This is a genomic window from Streptomyces humi (assembly GCF_001005085.2).
Lineage (GTDB): Bacteria > Actinomycetota > Actinomycetes > Streptomycetales > Streptomycetaceae > Streptomyces > Streptomyces humi.
This window is the reverse complement of the sequence record NZ_LBMU02000041.1, coordinates 72,610-99,163: the sequence shown is the minus strand read 5'-3', so window position 1 is coordinate 99,163 and position 26,554 is coordinate 72,610. Positions and strand designations below refer to the sequence as shown.

At 69.5% G+C, this 26,554-nt stretch carries 24 protein-coding genes and 1 riboswitch; of the genes, 11 read left to right on the top strand and 13 right to left on the bottom strand.

The window, feature by feature from the left end:
- The first annotated feature begins 77 nt into the window (after window positions 1-77).
- The 3 genes from def (at window position 78) to AAW13_RS19800 (ending at window position 3,484) form a co-directional block, all read left to right on the top strand.
- Complete coding sequence (gene def, locus AAW13_RS19810; RefSeq protein ID WP_046731149.1) at window positions 78-728, top strand: peptide deformylase; 651 nt, start codon at window positions 78-80, stop codon at window positions 726-728.
- Between the two features lie 294 nt (window positions 729-1,022).
- Window positions 1,023-2,108: an epi-isozizaene synthase gene (gene cyc1, locus AAW13_RS19805; protein WP_107483362.1), complete on the top strand. Its 1,086-nt coding sequence runs from the start codon at window positions 1,023-1,025 to the stop codon at window positions 2,106-2,108.
- Entirely contained in the window at window positions 2,105-3,484 is a 1,380-nt protein-coding gene (locus AAW13_RS19800; protein WP_046731151.1) for a bifunctional albaflavenone monooxygenase/terpene synthase, read from the top strand. The genes cyc1 and AAW13_RS19800 overlap by 4 nt, the downstream gene beginning before the upstream one ends.
- Window positions 3,485-3,662: 178 nt before the next feature.
- Here the strand turns inward: AAW13_RS19800 and AAW13_RS19795 are convergent, their stop codons facing one another.
- Window positions 3,663-4,631, bottom strand: a complete 969-nt coding sequence (locus tag AAW13_RS19795) for a helix-turn-helix domain-containing protein (protein WP_046731152.1) — start codon at window positions 4,629-4,631, stop codon at window positions 3,663-3,665.
- A 93-nt stretch (window positions 4,632-4,724) separates the two neighbouring features.
- On the opposite strand from AAW13_RS19795, the gene AAW13_RS19790 reads away from it, so the two are divergent.
- Complete coding sequence (locus tag AAW13_RS19790) at window positions 4,725-4,976, top strand: hypothetical protein (RefSeq protein ID WP_046731153.1); 252 nt, start codon at window positions 4,725-4,727, stop codon at window positions 4,974-4,976.
- Here the strand turns inward: AAW13_RS19790 and AAW13_RS19785 are convergent.
- The 5 genes from AAW13_RS19785 to AAW13_RS19765 form a co-directional block, all read right to left on the bottom strand.
- Window positions 4,889-5,896: a ribonucleotide-diphosphate reductase subunit beta gene (locus tag AAW13_RS19785; protein WP_046731154.1), complete on the bottom strand. Its 1,008-nt coding sequence runs from the start codon at window positions 5,894-5,896 to the stop codon at window positions 4,889-4,891. The genes AAW13_RS19790 and AAW13_RS19785 overlap by 88 nt on opposite strands.
- Window positions 5,896-8,277, bottom strand: a complete 2,382-nt coding sequence (locus AAW13_RS19780; RefSeq protein ID WP_046731155.1) for a ribonucleoside-diphosphate reductase subunit alpha — start codon at window positions 8,275-8,277, stop codon at window positions 5,896-5,898. The genes AAW13_RS19785 and AAW13_RS19780 overlap by 1 nt, the downstream gene beginning before the upstream one ends.
- A gap of 124 nt (window positions 8,278-8,401) precedes the next feature.
- Window positions 8,402-8,526, bottom strand: a riboswitch (cobalamin riboswitch).
- Between the two features lie 208 nt (window positions 8,527-8,734).
- The gene (mctP, locus tag AAW13_RS19775; protein ID WP_046731156.1) at window positions 8,735-10,363 is read right to left on the bottom strand and encodes a monocarboxylate uptake permease MctP; all 1,629 of its coding nucleotides are present in this window, start codon (window positions 10,361-10,363) and stop codon (window positions 8,735-8,737) included.
- Window positions 10,360-10,629 carry a DUF3311 domain-containing protein gene (locus AAW13_RS19770; protein ID WP_206306242.1) on the bottom strand — a complete coding sequence of 90 codons (270 nt, stop codon included), beginning with the start codon at window positions 10,627-10,629 and terminating at the stop codon, window positions 10,360-10,362. Before AAW13_RS19770 ends, mctP begins: the two co-directional genes overlap by 4 nt.
- A 123-nt stretch (window positions 10,630-10,752) precedes the next feature.
- Entirely contained in the window at window positions 10,753-11,517 is a 765-nt protein-coding gene (locus AAW13_RS19765) for a GntR family transcriptional regulator (RefSeq protein WP_046731157.1), read from the bottom strand.
- A gap of 359 nt (window positions 11,518-11,876) precedes the next feature.
- On the opposite strand from AAW13_RS19765, the gene AAW13_RS19760 reads away from it, so the two are divergent.
- The 4 genes from AAW13_RS19760 to AAW13_RS19745 all read left to right on the top strand — a co-directional run bounded on the left by AAW13_RS19760 (window position 11,877) and on the right by AAW13_RS19745 (window position 16,639).
- Complete coding sequence (locus AAW13_RS19760) at window positions 11,877-13,163, top strand: extracellular solute-binding protein (protein ID WP_046731158.1); 1,287 nt, start codon at window positions 11,877-11,879, stop codon at window positions 13,161-13,163.
- A 171-nt stretch (window positions 13,164-13,334) separates the two neighbouring features.
- Complete coding sequence (locus AAW13_RS19755) at window positions 13,335-14,309, top strand: carbohydrate ABC transporter permease (protein WP_046731159.1); 975 nt, start codon at window positions 13,335-13,337, stop codon at window positions 14,307-14,309.
- Window positions 14,306-15,145, top strand: a complete 840-nt coding sequence (locus AAW13_RS19750; RefSeq protein WP_046731160.1) for a carbohydrate ABC transporter permease — start codon at window positions 14,306-14,308, stop codon at window positions 15,143-15,145. Before AAW13_RS19755 ends, AAW13_RS19750 begins: the two co-directional genes overlap by 4 nt.
- Window positions 15,146-15,154: 9 nt before the next feature.
- Window positions 15,155-16,639 (top strand): glycoside hydrolase family 3 protein, encoded by a 1,485-nt coding sequence (locus AAW13_RS19745; RefSeq protein ID WP_046731161.1) that lies wholly within the window; start codon window positions 15,155-15,157, stop codon window positions 16,637-16,639.
- Between the two features lie 70 nt (window positions 16,640-16,709).
- Here the strand turns inward: AAW13_RS19745 and nagB are convergent, their stop codons facing one another.
- A complete protein-coding gene (nagB, locus tag AAW13_RS19740) occupies window positions 16,710-17,495 on the bottom strand; it encodes a glucosamine-6-phosphate deaminase (protein ID WP_046731162.1) in 786 nt (261 codons plus the stop codon).
- Between the two features lie 574 nt (window positions 17,496-18,069).
- Between nagB and AAW13_RS19735 the strand changes: the two genes are divergently transcribed.
- Window positions 18,070-19,536: a sensor histidine kinase gene (locus AAW13_RS19735; protein WP_046731163.1), complete on the top strand. Its 1,467-nt coding sequence runs from the start codon at window positions 18,070-18,072 to the stop codon at window positions 19,534-19,536.
- 189 nt (window positions 19,537-19,725) lie between these two features.
- Here AAW13_RS19735 and AAW13_RS19730 read toward each other — a convergent pair whose 3' ends face one another.
- Both AAW13_RS19730 and AAW13_RS19725 read right to left on the bottom strand, forming a co-directional pair.
- A complete protein-coding gene (locus AAW13_RS19730; protein ID WP_006142322.1) occupies window positions 19,726-19,983 on the bottom strand; it encodes a WhiB family transcriptional regulator in 258 nt (85 codons plus the stop codon).
- A 319-nt stretch (window positions 19,984-20,302) separates the two neighbouring features.
- Complete coding sequence (locus AAW13_RS19725; protein ID WP_046731164.1) at window positions 20,303-21,271, bottom strand: diacylglycerol/lipid kinase family protein; 969 nt, start codon at window positions 21,269-21,271, stop codon at window positions 20,303-20,305.
- 116 nt (window positions 21,272-21,387) lie between these two features.
- On the opposite strand from AAW13_RS19725, the gene AAW13_RS19720 reads away from it, so the two are divergent.
- Window positions 21,388-21,828 (top strand): hypothetical protein, encoded by a 441-nt coding sequence (locus AAW13_RS19720; RefSeq protein ID WP_046731165.1) that lies wholly within the window; start codon window positions 21,388-21,390, stop codon window positions 21,826-21,828.
- A 95-nt stretch (window positions 21,829-21,923) separates the two neighbouring features.
- On the opposite strand, the gene AAW13_RS19715 is transcribed toward AAW13_RS19720, so the two are convergent.
- The 3 genes from AAW13_RS19715 to AAW13_RS19705 all read right to left on the bottom strand — a co-directional run bounded on the left by AAW13_RS19715 (window position 21,924) and on the right by AAW13_RS19705 (window position 23,960).
- Window positions 21,924-22,997: an RNA polymerase sigma factor SigF gene (locus AAW13_RS19715; RefSeq protein WP_420855476.1), complete on the bottom strand. Its 1,074-nt coding sequence runs from the start codon at window positions 22,995-22,997 to the stop codon at window positions 21,924-21,926.
- A 17-nt stretch (window positions 22,998-23,014) separates the two neighbouring features.
- Window positions 23,015-23,428, bottom strand: coding sequence for an ATP-binding protein (locus tag AAW13_RS19710; RefSeq protein ID WP_004925829.1), 414 nt, complete (start codon window positions 23,426-23,428; stop codon window positions 23,015-23,017).
- Window positions 23,429-23,699: 271 nt separating this feature from the next.
- Window positions 23,700-23,960, bottom strand: a complete 261-nt coding sequence (locus tag AAW13_RS19705) for a UBP-type zinc finger domain-containing protein (RefSeq protein WP_046731166.1) — start codon at window positions 23,958-23,960, stop codon at window positions 23,700-23,702.
- Between the two features lie 61 nt (window positions 23,961-24,021).
- Here AAW13_RS19705 and AAW13_RS19700 point away from each other — a divergent pair, with 61 nt between their 5' ends.
- Complete coding sequence (locus AAW13_RS19700; protein WP_046731167.1) at window positions 24,022-25,617, top strand: Na+/H+ antiporter; 1,596 nt, start codon at window positions 24,022-24,024, stop codon at window positions 25,615-25,617.
- A gap of 35 nt (window positions 25,618-25,652) precedes the next feature.
- Here the strand turns inward: AAW13_RS19700 and AAW13_RS19695 are convergent, their stop codons facing one another.
- Window positions 25,653-26,534: a 1-aminocyclopropane-1-carboxylate deaminase/D-cysteine desulfhydrase gene (locus tag AAW13_RS19695; RefSeq protein ID WP_046731168.1), complete on the bottom strand. Its 882-nt coding sequence runs from the start codon at window positions 26,532-26,534 to the stop codon at window positions 25,653-25,655.
- Between the last annotated feature and the right edge of the window lie 20 nt (window positions 26,535-26,554).

Below are 26,554 nucleotides of genomic sequence, written 5' to 3'. Positions count from 1 at the left end.
CGCCCCTGGCGGGCGCGTCCACGTACCCTGTATCAGCAACATCACCCCCGTTTTACCTAGGAAGGCTTACGTCGGTCATGGCGCAGCAGGACACCGATCAGCAGCACGCGGGCGTGCTCCCCGTGGATGACGACGGGTTCGTCGTCGACACCGAGGGGACCGAGGAGCGCGAGAACGCCTGGCGTGCGCGGGGGACCTCGCGGCCCATCACCGTCGTCGGGAACCCGGTGCTGCACAAGGAGTGCAAGGACGTCACCGAGTTCGGGGACGAGCTGGACCAGTTGGTCGCCGACATGTTCGCGAGCCAGCGGACCGCCGAGGGCGTGGGTCTCGCCGCCAACCAGATCGGCGTCGACCTGAAGGTCTTCGTGTACGACTGCCAGGACGACGAGGGGGCCCGGCACGTCGGCGTGGTGTGCAACCCGAAGCTCGTGGACCTGCCCGCGGACAAGCGGCGGCTGGACGACAGCAACGAGGGGTGCCTGTCCGTGCCCACCGCGTACGCGCCGCTCGCGCGCCCCGACTACGCCGAGGTCACCGGGCAGGACGAGAAGGGCAACCCGATCAAGGTGCGTGGCACCGGCTACTTCGCACGGTGTTTGCAGCACGAGACCGACCACCTGTACGGCTACCTCTACATCGACCGGCTCTCCAAGCGGGAGCGCAAGGACGCGCTGCGGCAGATGGCCGAGAACGAGCCACGCTATCCCGTGGTCGCCAACGACTGAGACTGCAAGGGCAGTTGTGACGCCTGGTCGAGACCCTCTCGACCAGGCGTTCGTCATGTCCGGTCGGAGTCGCTCGCCCGTCCGTCGCACATTCGATCCTTTGTGCGCCCCTAGCGATCCTTAATCAGTCACACAAGGGGAGATTCGCGGCATCGTGGGGTAGTGAGTGAAGCAAATCCGTTCCCAGACCGGTCAGTTGTGGTGCTGAATGGGAAGTGCGGGGATACACAACGGCGCGCGCCTGGCACAGCGGGAGGGGCGTGCGCTCCTGGCGCGGCTGAGAGGGGTTTGTTCGTGCATGCTTTCTCACACAGCACCACATCGACGCCGGCGGCGGTCGCGGTTCCACCACAACTCGCCCTCCCGGTGATCGAGGCCGAGTTTCCCCGGCGACTGCACCCGTATTGGCCGCGGCTTCAGGAGAACACCCGCCTCTGGCTGCTGGAAAAACGGCTGATGCCCGCGGACAAGGTGCAGGAATATGCCGACGGCCTTTGCTACACCGACCTCATGGCGGGGTACTACCTCGGTGCGTCCGACGAGGTCATCCAGGCGATATGCGACTACAGCGCCTGGTTCTTCGTCTGGGACGACCGGCACGACCGGGACGTGGTGCACGGCCGGTCGGCCGACTGGCGGCGGCTGAGGTTCCGGCTGCACGCGGCCCTCGACGCCCCACTGCACCATCTGCACCACCCGGACACCCTGGTCGCGGGCTTCGCGGACAGCGTCGCCCGGCTGTACACGTTCCTGCCGCGGACCTGGAACGAGCGGTTCGCCCGGCACTTCCACGAGGTGGTCGATGCCTACGACCGCGAGTACCGCAACCGCACCACGGGATACGTTCCCCGGGTCGAGGAATACCTGGCGCTGCGGCGCCTCACCTTCGCCCACTGGATATGGACGGACCTGCTGGAGCCGAGCGCGGGAACCGAACTGCCGGACGCCGTGCGCAAGAACCCGGCATATCGGCGCCCGGCGCTGCTCAGTCAGGAATTCGCCGCCTGGTACAACGACCTCTGCTCGCTGCCGAAGGAAATAGCGGGCGACGAGGTGCACAATCTCGGAATCAGTCTCGTCACCCATGAGGGAATGAGTCTGGAGCAGGCGATCGAAGAAGTCAGGCGACGCGTCGAGGAATGCATTCGCGAATTCCTGGCCGCCGAGCGTGCCGCACTTCGTTTCGCCGAACAGCTCGACGACGGCACCGTCCAAGGAAAGGAACTCGGTGCCGCGGTCCTGGCCTGTGTCGCCAATATGCGGAACTGGTTCAGCTCCGTCTACTGGTTCCACCACGAATCCGGCCGCTACATGGTCGACAGCTGGGACGACCGGTCCACGCCCCCGTACGTCAACAACGAAACGGCAGGTGAGAAATGACCGTCGAGTCCGTGAAACCCGCGACCACCGGGGCTTCCGAAGCGAGTGAGCTGCGTGAACCGCCCCTGGCGGGCGGCGGGGTGCCGCTGCTCGGGCACGGCTGGCGGCTGGTCCGCGACCCGCTGGCCTTCATGTCCCGGCTGCGCGAGCACGGCGACATGGTGCGCCTGCGGCTGGGCCCCAAGGAGGTGTACGCCGTGACCACACCGGAGCTCACCGGCGCCCTCGCCCTCAGCCCCGACTTCGTCATCGCCGGCCCGCTGTGGGAGTCCCTGGAGGGACTGCTCGGCAAGGAGGGGGTGGCCACCGCCAACGGGCCCCGCCACCGTCGCCAGCGCCGCACCGTCCAGCCCGCGTTCAACCTCTCCGCGATCCCGCAGTACGGGCCGGTCATGGAGGAGGAGGCGCATGCCCTGACCGAGCGCTGGCGGCCCGGCGACACCGTCGACGGCACCTCGGAGTCGTTCCGGGTGGCGGTCCGGATCGCCGCCCGGTGCCTGCTGCGCGGCGAGTACATGGACGAGCGCGCCGAGCGGCTCAGCACCGACCTCGCGAGCGTCTTCCGCGGTATGTACCGGCGGATGGTGATCCCGCTCGGCCCGCTGTACCGACTGCCGTTGCCGGCCAACCGCGAATTCAACCGGGCCCTGGCCGATTTGCATCTGCTGGTCGACGAGATCGTCACCGAGCGCCGGGCATCTGGTCAAAAGCCGGACGATTTGCTGACGGCATTGCTCGAAGCGAAGGACGAGAATGGCGAGCCCATCGGGGAACAGGAGATCCACGATCAGGTCGTCGCGATACTCACCCCCGGAAGCGAAACAGTCGCCTCCACGATCATGTGGCTGCTCCAGGTGCTCGCCGAACACCCGGAACACGCGGAGAAGGTACGGACCGAGGTCGAATCCGTGACGGGTGGTCAACCGGTCGGTTTTGAGCACGTTCGGCGGCTCACCCACACCAACAATGTCATCGTCGAGGCCATGCGTTTGCGGCCCGCCGTATGGATATTGACGCGGCGCGCCAAAGCCGACACCGAGCTCGGTGGCTATCGCATTCCGGCCGGGGCCGACATCGTCTACAGCCCCTACGCCGTCCAGCGCGACCCGCGCTCGTACCCGGCGCATCTGGACTTCGACCCGGACCGGTGGCTGCCGGAGCGGGCCAAGGAGGTGCCGAAGTACGCCATGAGCCCCTTCAGCGTCGGCAACCGCAAGTGCCCCAGCGACCACTTCTCCATGGCCCAACTGAGCCTGATCACGGCCGCGTTGTGCGCCAGGTACCGCTTCGAGCAGGTGCCCGGATCGGACGACGCCACCCGGGTGGGCATCACCCTGCGCCCCCAGCGTCTGCTGCTCACACCGGTGCCCTGGTGACCTGCCTGCCCCCGGCCGGCTCCTGATACCGGCGCGCGCTCGGGCGGCCCGTGAGGCCGCCGGACGCGCGCCGATGGGCGTTCTCCGGCGAACGCCGGTCTCGAACGCCGGTCTCAGGCGGCGGTCGCGGGCTCCGGTCTCAGGCGGCGGTCGCGGGCTCCGGTCTCGGGCGCAGGTCTCAGGCGGCGGCCTCCGGGCCCCGGAACGCGCGCCGGTAGGCGTTCGGGGTGGTGCCCAGCGACTTCACGAACTGGTACCGCAGCGCGGCGGCCGTGCCGAAACCGGCCCGGCCCGCGATGGCGTCCATCGTCTCGTCCGTCCCCTCCAGCAACTCCTGCGCCAGCAGCACCCGTTGCCGCAGGATCCAGCGGTACGGCGTGGTACCGGTCTCCTGCTGGAAGCGGCGGGCGAAGGTGCGCGGGGCCATCAGGGCGCGGGCGGCCAGCTGCTCGACGGTGACCTCCTCGTCCAGGTGCTCCGTCATCCAGGCCAGCACCTCGCCCACCGTGTCGCAGGGGCCCTCCGGCAGTGGACGTTCGATGTACTGGGCCTGGCCGCCGTCCCGGTGCGGGGGGACCACCATCCGCCGGGCGATCTTCGTGGCGACCTCGGGGCCCTGCTCCTTGCGCACGAGGTGCAGACAGGCGTCGATCCCGGCGGAGGTGCCCGCCGAGGTGATCACCGGGTCCTCGTCGACGTACAGCACGTCCGGCTCGACCCGGGTGCGCGGGTAGCGACGGGCCAGCAGCTCGGCGTGGCGCCAGTGCACGGCGCAGCGGCGCCCGTCCAGCAGCCCGGCGGCGCCGAGCACGAAGACGCCGGAGCACACGCTGAGCACCCGGGTGCCCCGGTCCACCGCCCGGCGCAGCGCGTCGAGCAGCTCGGGCGGGTAGTCCCGGGCGACGTTGGAGTCGGAGGCCGGGACCGCGATCAGGTCGGCCTCCTCCAGCCGGTCCAGGCCGTACGGCGTGGTGACGGTGAGGCCCGGGACATGGGTGCCGAGCATCGGCCCCTCCGCCGAGACCACCGCGAAGTCGTACACCGGCAGCCCCTCGTCGGAGCGGTCGAGACCGAAGACCTCGCAGACCACGCCGAGCTCGAAGGGGTGCACGCCGTCCAGGAGCACCGCCGCCACGTTCTTCAGCATGCTGCCAGTGTGCCTCGCCGCTGGCAGTAATTCGAGGGTGCATGGCAGCACTGCCACTCACGGTAAGGAGTCTCAGGCGCGACAGTGGTGTCCATGAACGGAAACCAGATCGAAGGTCTCGTCGGAATGGTCCTGGTCCTCGGCATCCTGGTCCTCATGGCCCTCCCGTCCGTGCTCGGCGTCCTGCGCGACAGGCGCATCGACCGGCAGATCAGGGAGGCCCACGAGGACCGCGGGGAGAGCCGGACCCAGCAGGCTCAGAAGTCCTCGTCCAGGTCGACGGTGCCCTCCACCGCCACCTGGTACGCGGACGGACGGCGCTCGAAGAAGTTCGTCAGCTCCTGAACACCCTGGAGCTCCATGAAGGAGAACGGGTTCTCCGAGCCGTACACGGGGGCGAAGCCGAGGCGGCCGAGCCGCTGGTCGGCGACGCACTCCAGGTACTGCCGCATCGAGTCGGTGTTCATGCCCGGCAGGCCGTCACCGCACAGGTCACGGGCGAACTGTAGCTCCGCCTCGACGGCCTCCCGCAGCATGTCGGTGACCTGCTGCCGGAGTTCGTCGTCGAACAGCTCCGGCTCCTCCTTGCGGACCGTGTCGACCACGTCGAACGCGAAGCTCATGTGCATCGTCTCGTCACGGAACACCCAGTTGGTGCCCGTGGCGAGACCGTGCAGCAGACCCCGGCTGCGGAACCAGTAGACGTACGCGAAGGCGCCGTAGAAGAACAGGCCCTCGATGCACGCGGCGAAGCAGATCAGGTTGAGCAGGAAGCGGCGGCGGTCGGCCTGGGACTCCAGGCGGTCCAGGTGCTCCACCGAGTCCATCCACCTGAAACAGAACTCGGCCTTCTCCCGGATGGAGGGGATGTTCTCGACCGCCGCGAAGGCGGCGGCGCGGTCCTCCGGGTCGGGAAGGTAGGTGTCCAGGAGCGTCAGGTAGAACTGGACGTGCACGGCCTCCTCGAACAGCTGCCGGCTCAGGTAGAGGCGTGCCTCGGGGGAGTTGATGTGCTTGTAGAGCGTGAGCACCAGGTTGTTCGCCACGATCGAGTCGCCGGTCGCGAAGAAGGCGACGAGCCGGCCGATGAGGTGCTGCTCGGACGGGCTGAGCTTCGCTAGGTCGGCGACGTCGGAGTGGAGGTCGACCTCCTCCACGGTCCAGGTGTTCTTGATGGCGTCCCGGTAGCGCTCGTAGAAGTCCGGGTAGCGCATCGGACGGAGCGTGAGCTCGAAGCCGGGGTCGAGAAGGTTCTTGCTGGACATCACTGGCAGGCCTCGCAGGACTCGGGGTTCTCAAGGGAGCAGGCGACGGCGTCTTCCGGGGCCGCCTGCTGGACGGGGACGGGGACGGTGGCCCGGGCGGCGCGGGCGATACGGGTCGCCGGGCGCGAGCGCAGGTAGTACGTGGTCTTCAGCCCGGACTTCCAGGCGTACGCGTACATCGAGGAGAGCTTGCCGATGGTCGGCGTCTCCAGGAACAGGTTCAGGGACTGGGCCTGGTCCAGGTACGGGGTGCGGGCCGCGGCCATGTCGATCAGCCCGCGCTGCGGGATCTCCCACGCCGTGCGGTACAGCCGCCGTACGTCCTCCGGGATCCAGACGAAGTCCTGCACGGAGCCGTTCGCCTCGCGCAGCGCCTCCCGGGTCCTGGCGTCCCAGACGCCGAGCTCCTTGAGCTCCCGCACCAGGTACGAGTTGACCTGGAGGAACTCACCGGAGAGCGTCTCCCGCTTGAAGAGGTTCGAGACCTGCGGCTCGATGCACTCGTACACGCCGGCGATGGACGCGATGGTGGCGGTGGGCGCGATGGCGAGGAGCAGGCTGTTGCGCAGCCCGGAGACGGCGATCCGCGCGCGCAGCGCCGCCCAGCGCTCCGGCCAGGCGAACTCGACGCCGTAGTGGTCGGGGTGCAGCACACCTCGCGCGGTCCGGGTCTTCTCCCAGGCCGGCAGCGGGCCGTTGCGCTCGGCGAGGTCGGCGGAGGCCTCGTACGCGGCGAGCATGATCCGCTCGGCGATCCGGGTGGAGAGGGCCTTCGCCTCGGGGGAGTCGAAAGGCAGCCGCAGCTTGAAGAAGACGTCCTGGAGGCCCATCGCGCCCAGGCCCACCGGCCGCCACCGGGCGTTGGAGCGGCCCGCCTGCTCGGTCGGGTAGAAGTTGATGTCGACGACCCGGTCCAGGAAGGTGACCGCGGTACGGACGGTCTCGTCCAGCCGCTCCCAGTCGATGTCACCGGCCGTCGTGTCGACGAAGGCGCCGAGGTTCACCGAGCCGAGGTTGCAGACCGCCGTCTCACCGTCGTCCGTGACCTCCAGGATCTCCGTGCAGAGGTTGGAGGAGTGGACGACGTGACCGGGCGTGGCCGTCTGGTTCGCGGTGCGGTTGGCCGCGTCCTTGAAGGTCATCCAGCCGTTGCCGGTCTGCGCGAGGGTGCGCATCATCCGGCCGTACAGGTCACGGGCCGGGATGGTCCTGCGCGCGAGCCCGTCGGCCTCGGCCTTGCGGTAGGCGGCGTCGAACTCCGCGCCCCACAGGTCCACCAGCTCCGGCACGTCGGCGGGGGAGAACAGGGACCACGGCTCGTCGGCGTTCACCCGGCGCATGAACTCGTCCGGGATCCAGTGCGCGAGGTTCAGGTTGTGCGTACGCCGGGCGTCCTCGCCGGTGTTGTCGCGCAGCTCCAGGAACTCCTCGATGTCGGAGTGCCAGGTCTCCAGGTAGACCGCGGCCGCGCCCTTGCGCCGGCCGCCCTGGTTCACGGCGGCGACCGAGGCGTCCAGGGTCTTCAGGAACGGCACGATGCCGTTGGAGTGCCCGTTGGTGCCGCGGATCAGCGAACCGCGGCTGCGGATCCGGGAGTACGAGAGTCCGATGCCGCCGGCGTGCTTCGAGAGCCGGGCGACCTGGTGGTAGCGGTCGTAGATCGAGTCCAGCTCGTCCTTCGGGGAGTCGAGGAGGTAGCAGGACGACATCTGGGGGTGCCGGGTACCGGAGTTGAAGAGGGTGGGGGAGGACGGGAGGTAGTCGAGGCGGCTCATCAGGCCGTAGAGCGCGGCGACCTCGTCCACCGCGCGGGCGGTGTCGTCCTCGGCGAGTCCTGCGGCCACCCGGAGCATGAAGTGCTGGGGGGTCTCGATGACCTTGCGGGTGATCGGGTGCCGGAGCAGGTAGCGGCTGTGCAGGGTGCGCAGGCCGAAGTAGCCGAAGCGGTCGTCGGCGGCCGGGTCGACGAGCGCGTCCAGGCGCGCCGCGTGCAGCCGCGTGAACTCGGCGGTGCGGTCGGCGACGAGGCCCTCGCGGTGGCCCACGGCGACGGACCCGGTGAAGGACGTGACGCCCTGCGAGGCGGCCTCGGCGCGGATGGTGAGGGTGAGCAGGCGGGCGGCCAGCCGGGAGTAGGCGGGGTCCTCCGAGATCAGGCCGGCGGCGGCCTCGGTGGCCAGCTCGCGCAGCTCCACGATCATTTCGGCGGAGGCCTCACGCGAGGACCGGCCGCGCAGCGCGGCGGCGGCGACCCGGCCGGGGTCGGCGTCGGGGAGGTCCCCGGTCAGCTCGGTCAGGATCCGCAGCAGGGCCGTTCCGGGACCGTCGGTCTCCGCGGCGGTCGTGGTCGCTGAAGCCGGATCGGCTGGCGCGATGGTCACGTGGGGCTCTCCCTCGCTCGGCACGGGGCCTGGCGGAGGGCAGCGGGCAGCGCGAGCGCGCGGGGGCGCGCGTCGAGACCCTGGCCCACTCCACGAGGCCCGGACGTCAGACGCCCTGACCGGGTGGCCGGGCGTGCTGTCGGCAGGTCCTCGGACTGACTCCCGTGCGCAGACGCGCACAAGTACACCGTTGCGGGACAGTTCCGGATTCGCACCGGATTCCCCTGCGGCGACAGCGAGCATGAGCATACATCTAGTGCCAGGCTGTCGTGTCACCCCCAGATGTTGTGTCGGGGAGGTGTCGGAGCGTCAGGTTCTCTGTACGGTGGGATACGAGGAGCGGGCCGCCGTCGAACTTGTCACCGGCGGCCCGCTGCGGGTTGTGAGGGGTTGCTCGCGCAGTTCCTCCCCCAGCCTTCGGCCGGGGGTACCCCCAGCGCCCCTTGCGGGGCCCGGTCTAGTGGGCGCTTCCTGCCACGGCAGGCGGCAGTTCCACCTCCACGCCGGGGTCGCCCGCGTCGGCCGTGTAGTCCGCCGGGTTGGTCTCGTCGATGCCCTCGGGGGCCTTGAGAGCCTTGAGGGCGAAGGTGAGGACCACCGTCACCACCACGTTCAGCACGAACGCCGTGAGGCCGATGTAACCGATCTCGCCGATGCCCGGGATCTCCTTGGCCGAGCCGCCGAAGTGCTTCTGGGTGGGCGAGGCCACCCCGTACGCCGCGGCCGTGCCGTAGACCATGCCGACCGCCCAGCCCGCGAGCAGGGCCCAGCGGTGGAACCAGCGGGTGAACAGGCCGCCGACCAGCGCCGGGAAGGTTTGCAGGATCCAGATGCCGCCCAGCAGCTGGAAGTTGATGGCGACCGTCTTGTCCATGGTGAGGACGAAGACCAGCGCGCCGACCTTCACCAGCAGGGACACCAGCTTGGAGACCTGGGCCTCCTGCTTCGGCGTGGCGTCCGGCTTGATGAAGTCCCGGTAGATGTTGCGGGTGAAGAGGTTCGCGGCCGCGATGGACATGATGGCCGCGGGGACCAGGGCACCGATGCCGATCGCCGCGAAGGCGACGCCGGCGAACCAGTCCGGGAACATGTTCTCGAACAGCTGCGGGATCGCCAGCTGGCCGTTGGTGACCTTGACGCCGGCCGCGATCGCCATGAAGCCGAGCAGGGCCAGCAGGCCCAGCATCAGCGAGTACAGCGGCAGGATCGTGGTGTTGCGGCGGATCACGTCACGGCTCCTGGAGGAGAGCGTCGCGGTGATCGAGTGCGGGTACATGAACAGGGCGAGCGCGGAGCCCAGCGCCAGCGTGGCGTACGTCCACTGGCCCGCCTCCGGTGGCGCCAGCGCGCCGCGCGGTTTGCCGGTCGCCGGGTTGGTCTGGGCGAAGGCGTGGCCCGCCTTGGCGAAGACGTCGTCGAAACCGCCCAGCTTGATCGGGATGTAGATGATCGCCACCGCGATGACGAGGTAGATCAGCCCGTCCTTCACGAACGCGATGAGGGCGGGGGCGCGCAGGCCGGAGGAGTAGGTGTAGGCCGCCAGCACGCCGAAGGCGATCAGCAACGGCAGGTCCTTCACGAACCAGTTGGTGCCGTCGCCGCCGCCGACGCCCATCACGTCGAGGACCGCCTGGATGCCGACGAGCTGGAGCGCGATGTAGGGCATCGTCGCCAGGATGCCGGTCAGCGCGACCGCGAGCGAGAGGCCCTTGGAGCCGAACCGGCCGCGTACGAAGTCCGAGGTCGTCACGTAGCCGTGCTTGTGGGAGACCGACCACAGGCGCGGCAGGAACGTGAAGATCAGCGGGTAGACCAGGATCGTGTACGGCACGGCGAAGAAGCCGGCCGCGCCCGCCGCGTAGATCGCCGCGGGTACGGCGACGAAGGTGTACGCCGTGTAGAGGTCGCCGCCGAGCAGGAACCAGGTCACCCAGGTTCCGAACGACCGGCCGCCCAGGCCCCATTCGTCGAGGCTGTGTTCGTTCTCGGCCTTGCGCCAGCGCGCGGCCAGGAATCCCATGACCGTGACGGCCAGGAAGAAGAAGATGAAGACGCCGAGCGCGACGCCGTTCACGCCGTCCTTCACCGCTGCGCACCCCCGCTCGTGTGGTCGGCCTTGCGGGCGCGCTGGTCGCGCTGCCAGAGCTGGTACGCGGTCATGGTGAGCGCGGTGGAGATCAGCACCCACAGCATCTGGTACCAGTAGAAGAACGGGATCCCGATGAACGTCGGGTCCGTCCTGGCGTAGGAGCCCACCCACAGCATCGCCACGAAGGGCGCGACGAGGCAGACGGCGATGACCACGCGTATGGGTGTCACCACCGACTGCCTCACTTCAGGTACATCCGACATACCGCGGCTCCGTCCCCTCACCGATCGCCTGTGTAATGCGCAGGCAATCTAGGTCACGGCGTCACCGCAGCGGAAGTAGCAGTCGGGCTCTCGGTATGTCGATTCCGTGAAGGACGGTCCGCGTCAGTCCTGTGGGCGCTTGAGGCGGGCCACGAACTTGTAGCGGTCGCCGCGGTAGACGGAGCGCACCCACTCCACCGGCTGGCCGTCGCGGTCCAGGGAGTGGCGGGAGAGCATCAGCATCGGCAGGCCCACGTCGGTGCCGAGCAGGCCGGCCTCGCGGGGGGTCGCCAGCGAGGTCTCGATGGTCTCCTCGGCCTCCGCGAGATGGACGTCGTACACCTCCGCGAGGGCGGTGTACAGGGACGTGTACTTGACGAGGGAGCGGCGCAGCGCCGGGAAGCGCTTGGCGCTCAGGTGGGTGGTCTCTATGGCCATCGGCTCGCCGTTGGCCATACGCAGCCGCTCGATGCGCAGCACCCGGCCGCCCGCGCTTATGTCGAGCAGGCCGGCCAGCCGGTCGTCGGCGGTGATGTAACCGATGTCCAGCAGCTGGGACGTCGGTTCCAGGCCCTGGGCGCGCATGTCCTCGGTGTACGAGGTGAGCTGGAGCGCCTGGGACACCTTCGGCTTGGCGACGAAGGTGCCCTTGCCCTGGATGCGTTCCAGACGGCCCTCGACGACCAGTTCCTGGAGGGCCTGGCGGACGGTGGTGCGGGAGGTGTCGAACTCGGCGGCCAGGGTGCGCTCGGGCGGGACCGGGGTGCCGGGCGCCTGGGTCTCGGTGATCTCGAGGAGGTGCTTCTTCAGGCGGTAGTACTTGGGCACGCGCGCGGTACGGACGGCTGTCCCGCTCTCGTTCTCCGCACTGCTGACGTCGGTGCTCATGCTCCGCCTTCCCGGCTCCTGATGCGGCTCGCCTCGTGGCACGGCAGCGTACCGGGATTCGCCCTGCACGCTGCGTGATCCCCTCTGTATACCGTCGCGGGCCCTTCTGGTCTAGTCCACCACGTGAGTGGTCTACCGGAATTGTCTCGTCCGGGCGTCGGGTTTTCGAGGGCTTGTTACTTAAAGGTTCTTGCATATGTAGGTCGCATAACGGCTGGTCGGAGCCCATTCGACCACCCTTGACAGGCCTGGTGGTCTGGGCCAAGCTTCCCGCACTGGTCTACACCATTGGTCCAGGTCCCGGCCCAACGCTCGTGCGGGGAGGCAGGGGGGTTTGTGGCATCCCTGAGGAGGGTGGCGTGAAGCGCAAGCTGATAGCCGCGATTGGTATCGCGGGCATGGTCTTCTCCGTCGCGGCGTGTGGCAGTGACAACAAGGACGACAACAAGTCCCAGGGCTCGGACGCCAAGGAGCTGACCGTCTGGCTCACGGTGGACGCGCAGAACAACTGGCCCGACCTGGTGAAGGCCGCCGACGCCGCCGTGCAGAAGAAGCACCCCGGCATCAAGATCAAGCACGAGTACTACGGCTGGCCGGACAAGAACACCAAGCTGGACGCCGTCCTCGCCACGGACAAGGCCCCCGACGTGGTCGAGATGGGCAACACCGAGATGCTCGGCTACATGGTGAAGGGTGCCTTCGCCCCCGTCGACGCCTCCCAGTTCACGAGCTCCGACCAGTGGCTCGACGGCCTCAAGGCCTCGGTGACCTACGACGGCAAGACCTACGGCGTGCCCTACTACGCCGGTGGCCGCGTCGCCAACTGGCGCAAGGACATCGCCGCCTCGGCCGGCATCAAGACCACCCCGAAGACCTACACCGAGCTGACCGCCGACCTGGACAAGATCCAGAAGAAGGAAGGCGACAAGTTCAGCGCCTGGTACCAGCCGACCCGCGACTGGTACGCGGCCATGTCCTTCGTCTACGACGCCGGCGGCTCCATCGCCGCGGAGTCCGGCGGCCAGTGGAAGGGCAACCTCTCCTCGCCGGAGTCCATCAAGGGCCTCACCGAGTTCAAGAACGTCATCGACAAGTACATGCACGGTGACAAGACCAAGGACGAGTCCGACCGGTACATCGTCTACGGCCAGGGCAAGTCGGCGATGATCTTCGGTGCCGCCTGGGAGGGCGCGACCGCGGCCGACCCGAAGAACGACAAGACCGGCGGCAAGCTGAAGGACAACCTCGTCAACTTCGTGATGCCCGGCCCGTCCGGCAAGAACATGCCGGTCTTCCTGGGCGGCTCCGACCTCGCCATCCCGGTGAAGTCCAAGGCGCAGGCCGTCGCCGCCGAGTGGATCAACGCGTTCACCGGTCCCTCCGGCCAGAAGGGCCTGATGGCCAAGGGCAACCTGCCCAACAACAAGACCGACCTCGCGACGCTGAAGAACGACCCGGCGACCGCGGTGCCGGCCGAGGCGGCCGAGTCCAACTGGTTCGTGCCGATGGCGCCGGGCTGGGGCCAGGTCGAGAAGGCCCAGGTGCTCCAGACCATGCTCCAGAACATCGGCACCGGCAAGCAGACGGTGGAGGCGGCCGCCAAGACCGCGGACGCCGCGATCGACAAGGTCATCAACACCAAGTAGGTGACCGCGGCCGGGCCTGGAACAGGGGGAACGGGTCCGGCCGGTGGGTTCCAGAAGAGAGTGCCGCGTCGGGTGGTGGGGCCGCTGCGGGCGCGTGGGGGTTGTTCGCGCAGTTCCCCGCGCCTGAGGGGTGCGTCACCTGACGTTTCTTGAACTGCTGAGGAGCGCGCGATGAGTGCCGTTGACACGACCACACCCGCCAAGGTGCCGGCACCCCCACCGGAGTCCCCGAAGAGACCAACAGCGAACCGGCGTTCCGGCGGCCCCGCCGTCCCCTGGCTGCTGCTCGCGCCCTGCCTGGCGATCCTCGCGCTCGTCCTCGGCTACCCCTTCTACCGGCTGGTCACCCTCTCCTTCCAGGAGTTCGGGCAGTCCCAGCTGTGGGGGTTCAAGCCCGCCGACTGGGTCGGGTTCGGGAACTTCTCCCAGGTCCTGGGTGACACCGAGTTCTGGCAGGTGGTGCTGCGCACGATCGTCTTCGCGGTCGGCTCGGTGGTCTTCACCATGGTCGTCGGCATGCTCGTCGCGCTGCTGCTCCAGAAGGTCTCCGGCTGGGTGAAGACCCTCGTCAACATCGTGCTGGTGGCCAGCTGGGGCATGCCGGTCATCGTCGCCACCACGCTCTTCAAGTGGCTCTTCGACTCCGACTACGGCATCCTCAACGCCCTGCTCAGCAAGGTTCCCGGGGTCGACATGATCGGCCACAACTGGTTCGCCAGCGGACCCGAGGGGCTGGCGGTGATCATGCTCCTGGTGGTCTGGGGCGCCGTGCCCTTCGTGGTCATCACGCTCAGCGCCGGTCTGACCCAGGTCCCCAAGGAACTGGAGGAGGCGGCCCGCCTCGACGGCGCCGGTGCCTGGGGCGTGTTCCGCTACGTCACCCTCCCCATCCTCAAGCCGATCATCGTGATGCTCACGACGCTCTCGGTGATCTGGGACATGGGTGTCTTCCCGCAGGTCTTCGTGATGCGCGGCGGCCACCCCGAACCCGAGTTCCAGCTGCTGACCACCTACTCCTACGACCGCGCCTTCGTGGTCAACGACTACGGACAGGGCTCCGCGATCGCCCTGCTCACCGTGCTCCTCCTGCTCGGTGTCGTCGCCGTGTACATGCGCCAGATGCTGAAGATCGGAGAGGTCGAATGAGCACCGTCGCCACCGCCCGCAAGGGCTCACGCTGGGGCTGGAACATCCTCGGCCTGCTCGTCTTCGTCACCGCGGGCTTCCCCGTCTACTGGATGCTGAACACGGCGTTCAAGCCGGCGAAGGACGCCATCGACCCGGACCCGAGCCTGCTGCCCACGGGCATCACCCTGGCCAACTTCCGCCGCGCGCTGGACATCGCCGACTTCTGGGGCCCGGTGGGCCGCAGCCTGATCGTCTCGCTGTCCGTCGTCGCGATCGGCATGGTCATCGGCCTGCTCGCCGCCCTCGCCATCTCCCGGTTCGCCTTCCGCGGCCGCAAGATCGTGATCGTCGGCATCCTCGCGGTCCAGATGGTCCCGCTCGTCGCCATGATCATCCCGGTCTTCCTGCTCCTCAACGACCTGGACCAGTACGACAAGCTCAGCGGCCTGATCATCACGTACCTGACCTTCATCCTGCCGTTCACGGTGTGGACCCTGCGCGGCTTCATCGTCAACATCCCGAAGGAGCTGGAGGAGGCCGCCATGGTCGACGGCTGCTCCCGCACCGGCGCCTTCATCCGCGTGGTGTTCCCGCTCCTCGCGCCCGGCATGGTCGCCACCTCGGTCTACGCCTTCATCCAGGCCTGGAACGAGTACCTGTACGCCCTGATGCTGCTCAGCCAGGAGCACCAGACCGCGACCGTCTGGCTCGCCAACTTCACCACCAAGCACGGCACCGAATACGCCCCGATGATGGCCGGCTCCACCATGATGGCCGTGCCGATCGTCGTCCTGTTCCTCCTCGTCCAGCGCAAGATGGCCGCGGGCCTCACCGCGGGCGCCGTGAAGGGATAACCCCATCCGATGACGACATTCGCCAGCGGTACGGACACAATCACGCGCGACGCGCTGACCGTCCTCCAGCCCGGCTTCACCGGCACCACCGCACCCGACTGGCTGCTCCGCCGCCTCGGCGAAGGCCTCGCCTCCGTCGGCCTGTTCGGCCGCAACATCGTCTCGGCCGAGCAGCTCGCGGCACTCACCGCCCAGTTGCGGGCCGAACGGGACGACGTCCTGGTGGCGATCGACGAGGAGGCCGGTGACGTCACCCGCCTGGAGGTGCGCACCGGTTCCTCCTTCCCCGGCAACCACGCCCTCGGCGCCGTCGACGACCCGGAACTGACCCGCCAGGTCGCCCTCGAACTGGGCCGGCGGCTGGCCGCCTGCGGGGTGAACTTCGACTGGGCCCCGTCCGCCGACGTCAACTCCGACCCGGCCAACCCGGTCATCGGCGTCCGCTCCTTCGGCGCCGACCAGGACCTGGTCGCCCGCCATACGGCCGCCTACGTCACCGGCCTCCAGGCGGCCGGGGTGGCGGCCTGCACCAAGCACTTCCCGGGCCACGGCGACACCGCCGTCGACTCCCACCACGCCATGCCCCGCATCGACGTGACCGCCGACGTCCTGCACGCCCGCGAGCTGGTCCCGTTCCGCGCGGCCATCGCCGCCGGCACCCGTGCCGTCATGAGCGCCCACATCCTGGTCCCCGCGCTGGACCCGGCCCGCCCGGCGACGCTGTCCCGCACGATCCTCACCGACCTGCTGCGCGGCGAACTCGGCTACGACGGCCTGATCGTCACCGACGGCATGGAGATGCAGGCCATCTCCGCGACCTACGGCATCGAACACGGCAGCGTCCTGGCCATCGCCGCCGGGGCCGACGCGATCTGCGTGGGCGGCGGCCTGTCGGACGAGGGGACGGTACGCCGGCTCCGCGACGCCCTGGTCGCCGCGGTCCGCTCCGGGGAACTGCCGGAGGAGCGCCTGGCCGACGCGGCTCAGCGGGTACGGTCACTGGCCCGCTGGACCGCGACGACACGACCGGCGCCGGTGGACCCCGCGCTCGCGGACATCGGCCTGGTCGCGGCCCGCCGCGCGCTTCATGTGACGCGCGTCGACTCCGCCGCCCCGCTGACCGCGCCCCCCTTCGTCGCCTCCCTCGCCCCGGTGGCCAACATCGCGGTGGGCACGGAGACCCCCTGGGGAGTGGCGGCGGAACTGACCCGCCTGCTGCCCGGCACCGAGACCGGCACCTTCGCGGGCGAGGACGCGGGTCACGCGGCGCTCGTGGCGGCGGGGGACCGCCGTATCGTCGCGGTGGTGCGCGACGAACACCGCCACCCGTGGATGAGCCGGGCCCTGGACGTCCTGCTCGAGGCCCGCCCGGACACGATCGTGGTGGAGATGGGCGTCCCCCAGGCCCCGCCGAGGGGCGCCCTCCACATAGCCACCCACGGAGCGGCAAGGGTGTGCGGCCAGGCAGCGGCGGAACTCCTCGCACCCCGGTAGGTGCCGCGCCCCTCGGGGGCGCGAGGAACTGCGCGAGCGACCCCCACGCACCTGCACCCGACGCCCGACGCTAGATCCCCTGCCACTCCGGCTTGTTGGCGAAGGTGTACCGGAAGTAGTCCGCGTGTTTCAGCTTGGAGGCGGCGGCTTCGTCGACGACCACGGTGGCGTGCCGGTGGAGCTGGAGGGCGGAGGCGGGGCACACCGCGGCGACCGGTCCTTCGACGGTCGCGGCGACCGCGTCGGCCTTGCCCTCGCCGGTCGCGAGGAGTACCAGGTGCCGGGCTTCCAGGATGGTTCCGATGCCCTGGGTGATGACGTGGTGGGGGACCTGTTCGACGTCTGCGTCGAAGAAGCGGGCGTTGTCGACGCGGGTCTGTTCGGTGAGGGTCTTGATCCGGGTCCGGGAGGCCAGTGAGGAGCAGGGTTCGTTGAAGCCGATGTGTCCGTCGGTGCCGATGCCGAGGAGCTGGAGGTCGACGCCGCCGGCCTGGGCGAGTGCGGTGTCGTAGGCGTCGCAGGCGGCCTGGACGTCGGTGGCGGTGCCGTCGGGTCCGAGGAAGGCGTCCATGGCGATGCCGAGGGGTTCCAGCACCTCGCGTCGCAGCACCGAGCGGTAGGACTCGGGGTGCTCGGCGGGCAGGCCCACGTACTCGTCGAGCTGGGCTATCCGGGCCCGGGAGGTGTCCACGGCGCCGGCGCGGACCTTGGCGGTGAGGGCCTGGTAGACGGGCAGCGGGGTCGAGCCGGTGGCCACCCCGAGCAGCGCGTCCGGTCTGCGCCGCAGCAGCCGCGCCATGGCCTCGGCGATCAGCTCGCCACCCGCCGCGGCGTCCGGAACGATGACAACTTCCACGCTGGGCCTGCCGTTCTGAAGAGGGCTGGAGGGTCTGCGGGGTCTATGTGGTTTAGACCAATCTAGTGGGACCAATCTAACAGAACCAGCCCCTGTCGCCGCGGGTCGGGCGCAGGGAAAAGGCGACCGGGCCGAGGTTACGTGAATACATCAGACGGGGTGAATTGCGGAAAAACTTCGCAGCGTGGAAAACTGCCTCGGTCATCCGTCCCCACGGCCGACCCCGGCGGGCTAGGCTGCGATCGCATCAACTGTGAACAGCTTCCAACGCATGGACACACACCGTGGTCTAGTCCACAATTGCGTGCATGGGCTGAAGCGGTACGGCGGGTCCGTACGGCACAGTCGAACGCTTCCGTCCTCCCCGCACAGGAGGACGGACCGAGGAACCGGTGCTCTCTGCCCTGACTGCCCCGGATCCTCACCTTCGGCCGACCGGGACCGCACACCCCACGGCCGTTGCTGCTCCGGGCTGCGGTGCCGGGAGGGTTGAGGGTCCCTCCCAGGCGCCGCGGCCCGCGGGTGTTTTTAGGCCACGCACAGACCCGCGGGTACGCTCGCAGACGTGCCCTCCATGAACGAACTGGTCCGCCAGCACACCGCCCTCGACGACTCCGACCTCGAGTGGCTCCACCTGCTGGTCTCGGAGTGGCAGCTGCTCTCCGACCTCTCCTTCGCCGACCTGGTCCTGTGGGTCCCCACCCGGGACGGCACCCGGTACGTCTCGGTGGCGCAGATGCGCCCGAACACCGGCCCCACCTCCTACCAGGACGACATGGTCGGCCACCTGGTCCCGCGCGGCCGGCGCCCCATGCTGGACATCGCCCTGGACGAGGGCCGGATCGTCCGCGAGGGCGACCCGGAGTGGCGTGAAGAGGTCCCCGTACGGGTCGAGTCCATCCCGGTGCGGCGCGAGGGCCGGGTCCTCGGAGTGATCGCCCGCAACACCAACCTGCTGACCGTGCGCACCCCGAGCCGTCTTGAGCTGACATACCTCCAGAGCGCCTCGGACCTGGCGCAGATGATCGCCGCCGGATCGTTTCCCTTCGCCAACCAGCAGGTCGACATGGACGCCTCCCCGCGCGTCGGCGACGGCCTGATCCGGGTGGACGCGGACGGTGTCGTCCAGTACGCCTCCCCGAACGCGCTCTCCGCGTACCACCGCCTCGGGCTCGCCGCCGACCTGCTCGGCCATCACCTGGGCCAGACCACGGCCGAACTCGCCCCGACCAAGGGCCCGGTGGACGAGGCGCTCGCCAAGGTCGCCAGTGGCTGGGCGCCGCGCGAGTTCGAGATCGAGTCCGAGGACGGGGTGATCCAGTTCCGGGCGATCCCGCTCAAGCCCAAGGGCACCCGCATCGGTTCGCTGGTCCTGCTCCGGGACGTCACGGAACTGCGGCGCCGTGAGCGGGAGTTGATCACCAAGGACGCGACCATCCGGGAGATCCACCACCGGGTGAAGAACAACCTCCAGACGGTCGCGGCCCTGCTGCGGCTCCAGGCCCGGCGCATCGAGTCGGAGCGCGGCCGGGAGGCCCTGGAGGAGGCCGTACGGCGGGTCGGTTCGATCGCGATCGTGCATGAGACGCTGTCTCAGAACCTGGACGAGCGGGTGGAGTTCGACGAGATCGCCGACCGGGTGCTGGCGATGGTCGCCGAGATCTCACCGGGCAAGGTCGCGGGCCGCCGCACCGGCCGCTTCGGGATACTCGACGCCGAGGTCGCCACCCCGCTGTCGATGGTTCTCACCGAGATCCTTCAGAACGCCCTGGAACACGGCTTCCGGGAGGGCGACACGGGCATGGTCGAGGTGACGGCGGTGCGCGGTGGCACCACCAAGGAGGCCCGGCTGCTGGTCACCGTTCAGGACGACGGGGTGGGCCTGCCCGAGGGCTTCGACCCGCACCGCTCCGGGAACCTCGGTCTCCAGATCGTACGAACGCTGGTCGAGGGCGAGTTGGGCGGAACGTTCGACATGGTGCCGGCGCCCGAGCGGGGAACGCGCGTGATCCTGGACGTGCCGGTCCGCCCGCAGAAGTAGGGCGCGCCGACGGGCCGTTCGGGCACGAAGGTCCGGGCACAGCAAAGAGCCCCGGACCTGGTGGGTCCGGGGCTGCTCGCTCGTTGCTGCTCTTGAGCGCATCGGGGGTACTGCGCGCTGCGGCTCGGGGGCGGGAGATGCGTACTCGCTGTACGCGCCGCCAAGCTCAGGCTAGCGGGGTGGGTCGGGTCAGGCGGAGGCCTGACGGGCCCGGTTGCGGGCGGCACGGCGCTTCATCGCGCGACGCTCGTCCTCGCTGAGGCCACCCCAGACGCCGGAGTCCTGGCCGGACTCGAGCGCCCACTGCAGACACTGGTCCATAACAGGACAGCGACGGCAGACGGCCTTGGCTTCCTCGATCTGCAGCAGCGCAGGACCAGTGTTGCCGATGGGGAAGAAGAGCTCGGGGTCTTCCTCGCGGCAAACGGCGTTGTGACGCCAGTCCATGGCTGCTACCTCTCCTTGGTATTACATGCTCAGTGCTTGTGAATGTGAACGCTTTCACGAATCCCTCAACAAGTGAAGGGCCGACTGCCAGGTTCCCGGCAGGGGTCCTGTGAGTTGAAGGGGGATTCCGGTGGTCAGTGGATGCCGATGTTGCGGGCTGTCCCGACCGCCACGTAGAGCCTCGCAAACCTCAGCGGCGGATACAACCCCTTCCGGAAAGTTTTTTTTGATTCCTCGGTGTCGACTGGGTCACAGCCGTACTTCCATGGGGTGGATCCTGGCCTAAACGTTCGAGTGAAAGGACTTTAGCCCGTTCCGCTCACACAATCACACGCAGTGCGCGGCGTACGCCTGTGAACGTCACGCTCGTACGCAGTCCTAGGTGGTCGCCGTCCATCTGGAGGGGGAGGGGCACCTTCGAATGCAAGGTGAACTGGTCCAGGTCGTGCAACGACACCGCATGCTTGCCATGGGGTCCGCGCTCGGGGGACGAAGTGAGCAACTGCGTGCCATACCGGGCAACCGCGGCGGACGACAGGCGGCTGAGACCGAGTACGTCGATGCCCTTATCGAACGAGGCCTTAGGTGACGTGTACATCGGGCGATTGCCGAGATACGTCCAGGGCGACGTGTTCGAGACTATCGCCACGACCAGATCGTTGATCGGGTCGTGACCGGGCCGCTCGAGGGTGATCGCGCCGTGCCGGCGGTGCTGTTCGCCGAAGAACTGCCGGACCACCTGCCGTACGTACAGCGCGTGTGTCGACTTCTTGCCGAGTTCGCGCTGCTGCTCGACCCGGCCGACCACGCCGGCGTCGAAGCCGAGTCCCGCGTTGAAGGTGAACCAGCGGGCCGGGACCGCCTCGTCCACGGTGCCGGGAGTACCGGCGGTCAGCCCCAGGCCCACCAGGCGCTCCCGTTTCTCGCGCAGCGCGTCCAGCAGGTCGCCGGTGGCCTCGACCGGGTCGTTGGGCAGGCCGAGGGCCCGGGCGAAGACGTTGGTGGATCCGCCGGGGACCACGGCGAGACCGGGCAGCCGGTCCGGGTCGGGGCCGTCGTGCAGCAGGCCGTTGACCACCTCGTTGACCGTGCCGTCGCCGCCCAGGGCCACGACGAGGTCGATGTCGTCGCTCGCCGCCGCCTGCCGTGCCAGGTCGCGGGCGTGACCGCGGTACTCGGTGGTGACCGCCTCCAGCTTCACCTCGCTGGCGAGCGCGTGGATCAGAACGTCGCGCCTACGTGCGCTTGTGGTGGTTGCCGCCGGATTGACCACGAGGAGTGCACGCATGGATTGCAGCGTACCTACTGGAAAGTACCGATCCCAGACCGAGTTAGGGATCCGGTAAGAGACAGGGGCGTGAGCCTCGACACTTGGGGGTGCCGGCCGAGGGCTACCCTGCTGGGGTGAGTGATGCGCCTACGGCCGAGAGGGCCGACGTGACCGACGGCCCCCGCCCGCGGCGGCTGACGTATGCCGCCGCGCTGGCCGGGCTGGAAGGGCTCGCGCTGGTGGCCGGCGGAGTGTGGATGCTCGTGCTGGGCCTCACCGGGTCACCGGACGACCGGGGGCAGGCCGTCACCGGGGGCGTCACCGTGATCGTGCTGGCGCTGCTGCCGCTGCTCGCCGCGCGCGGGCTGCTGCTGCGGAAGAGCTGGAGCCGGGGGCCGGCGGTGATCACCCAGATCATGGCGCTGCCGGTGGCGTACAACCTGCTGCAAGCCGACAGTGTGGCGATCCCGGTGGGGATCGTGCTGGCGGTGGTGGCGATCGCTTCGCTGGTGTTGCTGGTGAACTCGGCTACCACCCAGGCCCTCGGCATCAAGGGGCCCGGGCGTAGTAGCTGATCAGCGGGCGGGCAGGGGCTGGTCGCGCGGTTCCTCCCCGGCCTTCGGCCGGGGCACCCCCGGCGGGGCGCTCCGGTGCGGGGCGGCGTGACGGCCTACTCCTCCACCAGCAGCTTCTCCCGCAGCTGAGCCAGGGTCCTCGCCAGCAGTCGCGAGACGTGCATCTGGGAGATGCCGACCTCCTGAGCGATCTGGGACTGGGTCATGTTGCCGAAGAAGCGGAGGAGAAGGATCCGCTTCTCTCGGGGCGGGAGGTCTTCCAGGAGTGGCTTGAGGGACTCGCGGTACTCGACGCCCTCCAGTGCCTCGTCCTCCGCGCCGAGGGTGTCGGCGACCGCCGGTGACTCGTCGTCGGTGTCGGGGACGTCCAGGGACAGCGTGGAGTAGGCGTTGGCCGATTCCAGGCCCTCCAGGACCTCCTCCTCCGAGATCGCCAGCTTCTCGGCCAGTTCGTGGACCGTGGGGGAGCGGCCGTGCTGCTGGGACAGCTCGGCGGTGGCCGTGGTGAGCGCGAGGCGCAGCTCCTGGAGGCGGCGCGGGACGCGGACCGCCCAGCCCTTGTCGCGGAAGTGGCGCTTGATCTCGCCGACCACGGTGGGGGTGGCGTACGTGGAGAACTCCACCCCCCGGTCCGGGTCGAACCGGTCGACCGACTTGATCAGGCCGATGGTGGCGACCTGGGTGAGGTCGTCCAGCGGCTCGCCCCGGTTGCGGAACCGGCGTGCGAGGTGCTCCACGAGCGGCAGATGCATCCGGACCAGCTGGTTGCGCAGCTCCGCGTACTCGGCGCTGCCCTCCTTGAGGGCGCGCAGTTCGACGAACTTGGCGCGCGCCCCGCTGCGGTCCTGAGGTTCGTGCTGGGTCGCGTGCACTACCTCCGCGGCCAGCGCCTCGTCCTCGGCGTATCGCTCGTGCTCGCTCATCGTCCCGCCCGTCGCCCTTCCGCGAGCCTTCGCCCCTGCCCGGTCCGGGGCCGCGACCCCGTTCCGCCCTTCCGGGGGCGCGCTCTGTACGGCTCCGTCCGGACCGGGCTGCGCGGAGGGCTCCTCCGGATGCGGCCTGGCCTGTTCAGGGATGCCGTCGATGCCGTCAGCCATGCGGCGGGAGCCGGCCTCGGGGCCTTCGCCCCCGGCCGGCAGTTCCCGCGTGCCGCGCTCTTCGTCCCGCACCGGCCCGTCCCCGTTCCTCACGCCGGCCCGGGTCCCGCGCCGCGCTGTTTGTAGAGGCTGATCGACACGGTCTTGTCCTCGTCGACGGCCGACGAGACCTTGCCCGCCAGGGCCGAGAGCACGGTCCAGGCGAAAGTGTCGCGCGAGGGGGCGTGGCCGTCCGTGGTCGGGGCGGAGACCGTGACCTCCAGTGAATCGTCGACGAGGCGGAAGACACAGCTGAGCACCGAGCCGGGGACGGCCTGCTGGAGCAGGATCGCGCACGCCTCGTCCACCGCGATGCGCAGGTCCTCGATCTCGTCCAGGGTGAAGTCCAAGCGGGCGGCGAGACCGGCCGTGGCCGTGCGCAGCACCGACAGGTAGGCACCCGCAGCCGGCAGCCGGACTTCCACGAAGTCCTGGGTCGCGGGCTCGCCTGCGATCTGGGACACCCTCACCTCCATGGTGGTACAAGCTTCTCGGGGCCGAGGGTCGCCCCCCGGGGTAACGCACTACGTGGTTCAGCGGTGACGCTACCGCGCTCCGAACTTTTCTGTCCCCGGGACCCCGACCCCTGGCGTCACTCACAGTAAACCTGTGTATACGCTCCGTGTCTAGGGGTCCGCCTTGCCCAATTGGGAAGAGCGCGCGCCGGGTTGACGTACCCCGGCGTCGAACCGTCGAACCGTCGCTATGGCCGTCTTCGGCGGCCGTAGTGCAGTCTCACACGAGGACGTGGTCGACGAAGCACCAGCGCCAGTCCTCACCGGGTTCGAACGTCCGCATCACCGGGTGACCGGACGTCTCGTGGTGTCCCGTCGCATGTCTTCCCGGCGACGAGTCGCAGCACGCCACGTGGCCGCAGGTCAGACAGATCCGCAGCTGGACCGGGTGCCAGCCCTTGGCGAGACACTCGGGACAGGTCGCGTTCAGGGGGTCTGGCTCCGGGTGCGGCAGCGCGCCGGCATGCGTGCACTGTTTCATGATTGCCAGATTACGACGGGTGTGCGGGTGGCCGCGCGGAAAATGAGGGTGGGCGAGGATCATGGACGTGATGCCACTGCTGTTGCTGGTGGCGGGGAGCACGGTGATCGCCGCCGCCGCCCGGCGGACCCCGGTGCCCGCACCGCTGCTCCTGGTCGCGGTCGGCCTGGTCGTGTCGTACGTACCCGGGGTGCCGGACTACACCCTCGACCCCGAGGTCGTCCTCCCGCTCCTGCTGCCCCCGCTGCTGTACACCTCGGCGTCCGACAGCTCCTACCTCGATCTGCGGGCCCAGATGAGACCGGTCGCGCTGCTCTCGGTCGGATACGTGCTCTTCGCCACGGTCGTGGTCGGCTGGTCCGTCTACCTGCTCATCCCGGGCATGCCGCTGCCCGCGGCGCTGGTGCTGGGCGCGGTGGTGGCCCCGCCGGACGCGGTGGCGGCGACCGCGGTGGCCCGCCGGGTGGGGCTGCCGTCCCGCATCACGACGATCCTCCAGGGCGAGTCCCTGCTCAACGACGCCACCGCGATCACGGCGTACAAGGTCGCCCTCGCGGCCGCCGTCGGCGAGGGCGCGACCTGGGCCGGCGGCATCGAGGAGTTCCTGCTCGCGGCGGTCGGCGGTGTCGGCATCGGCCTGCTCCTGATGGCGCCGCTGCACTGGCTGCGCACCCACCTGAAGGAGCCGCTCCTCCAGAACACGCTCTCGCTCCTGATCCCGTTCGTCGCCTACGCCGTCGCGGAGCAGATGCACGCCTCCGGTGTGCTCGCCGTCGTGGTGGTCGCCCTCTACCTCGGCCACCGCGCGTGGGAGGTCGACTTCGCCACCCGCCTCCAGGAGGAGGCGGTCTGGAAGATGGTCGCCTTCATCCTCGAATCGGCGGTCTTCGCGCTGATCGGCCTGCAACTCCCGATCGTCCTGCGGGGCCTCGGCCAGTACGAGGGCGTCGAAGCGGCCTGGTACGCCGTGGCCGTCTTCCTGGTGGTCGTGGCCGCCCGCTTCGCCTGGTGTTATCCGGCGACCTTCCTGCCCCGGATATTCTCCGCGCGGATCAGGGAACGCGAGACCAACCCCACCTGGAAGGGCACGATGGTGACGTCGTGGGCCGGGATGCGCGGGGTGGTCTCGCTGGCCATCGCCTTCTCGATCCCGGTCACCGTGCACGGCGGCGGCGTCTTCCCGCACCGCAACCTGATCCTCTTCCTGACGTTCACCACCGTCATCGGCACCCTCGTGGTGCAGGGGCTGACCCTGCCACCGCTGATCCGCCGGCTGAACTTCCCCGGCCGCGACCCGCAGACCGAGACCCTCGCCGAGGCCAACGCCCAGGCGCAGGCGTCCCGCGCGGCCGAGTCCCGTCTCGACGAACTCCTCACCGACGACCGCAACCAGCTCCCGCCCCCGCTCGCCGACCGCCTCCGCACGGTCCTGGAGCGCCGCCGCAACGCCGTCTGGGAGCGTCTGGGCCAGACCAACCCGGTCACCGGCGAGACGGTCGACGACACCTACCGCCGGCTGTCCCGCGAGATGATCAGCTCCGAGCGCGAGGTCTTCGTCCGCCTCCGCGACCACCGCTACATCGACGACGAGATGCTGCGCACCCTGCTGCGCCGACTGGACCTGGAGGAGGCGGCGGCCTACCGGGAAGCGGGCTGAGCCACCCCGTGCGCCCCGGCCGGCGGCAGCGCCGGTCAGGCCGTGACGACCGCCGCCACCCGGGTGCCCCGCCCGAACGCCCCCTCCGCCGCGAGCTCGACGAGCCCGAACAGCAGCTTGGCCACGTACAGGCGCTCGACCCGCACCCCGTGCCGGTCCTCGAAGTCCGCCGCGAAGGCATGGAGAGCGGGGGTCGTGCGCCCGTAACCCCCGAAGTGGAACCGTTCGTCCAGCGACCAGTCCCCGCTCCGGGCCCCGAACGCCGCCACCTGGAGTCGTGCCGTCTCCGCTGCCAGGAACCCGCCCTTGAGCACCGGCACCCCCAGGGCCCGCTGCCCGGCGCCGAGGCCCGCGGCCAGGCCGGCCAGCGTGCCGCCGGTGCCGCAGGCCACGGCCACCACGTCGGTCCGCCCCCGGAGCTCCTCGCCGAGGGCGCGGCAGCCGCGTACCGCCGCCGCGTTGCTGCCGCCCTCCGGTACCACGTACGCGTGCTGCGCCCCTGCCGCCCGCAGCAGACCGGCCAGCACCTCCGGCTCGGCCTTGCGTCGGTACGTCGACCTGTCGACGAAGTGCAGCCGCATGCCGTCGGCCGCGCACCGCGCGAGGGAGGGGTTCAGGGGCCGGCCGGCCAGTTCCTCTCCCCGTACCACTCCCACCGTCGGGAAGCCGAGCAGGCGGCCCGCGGCGGCCGTGGCCCGCAGGTGGTTGGAGTACGCGCCGCCGAACGTGAGCAGCGGCCGGCCGGCCGCCGCCTCGATGTTCGGGACCAGCTTGCGCCACTTGTTGCCGATCAGGTCCGGGTGGATCAGGTCGTCCCGCTTGAGCAGCAGCCGGACCCCGTGCCGGTCGAAGCGGTCGTCGGCCACCTCCTGGAGCGGGGAGGGCAGCCGTGGGTCGAGTATGCCGGCGCTGGTCACGTCGTCATTGTCGCCCGGGA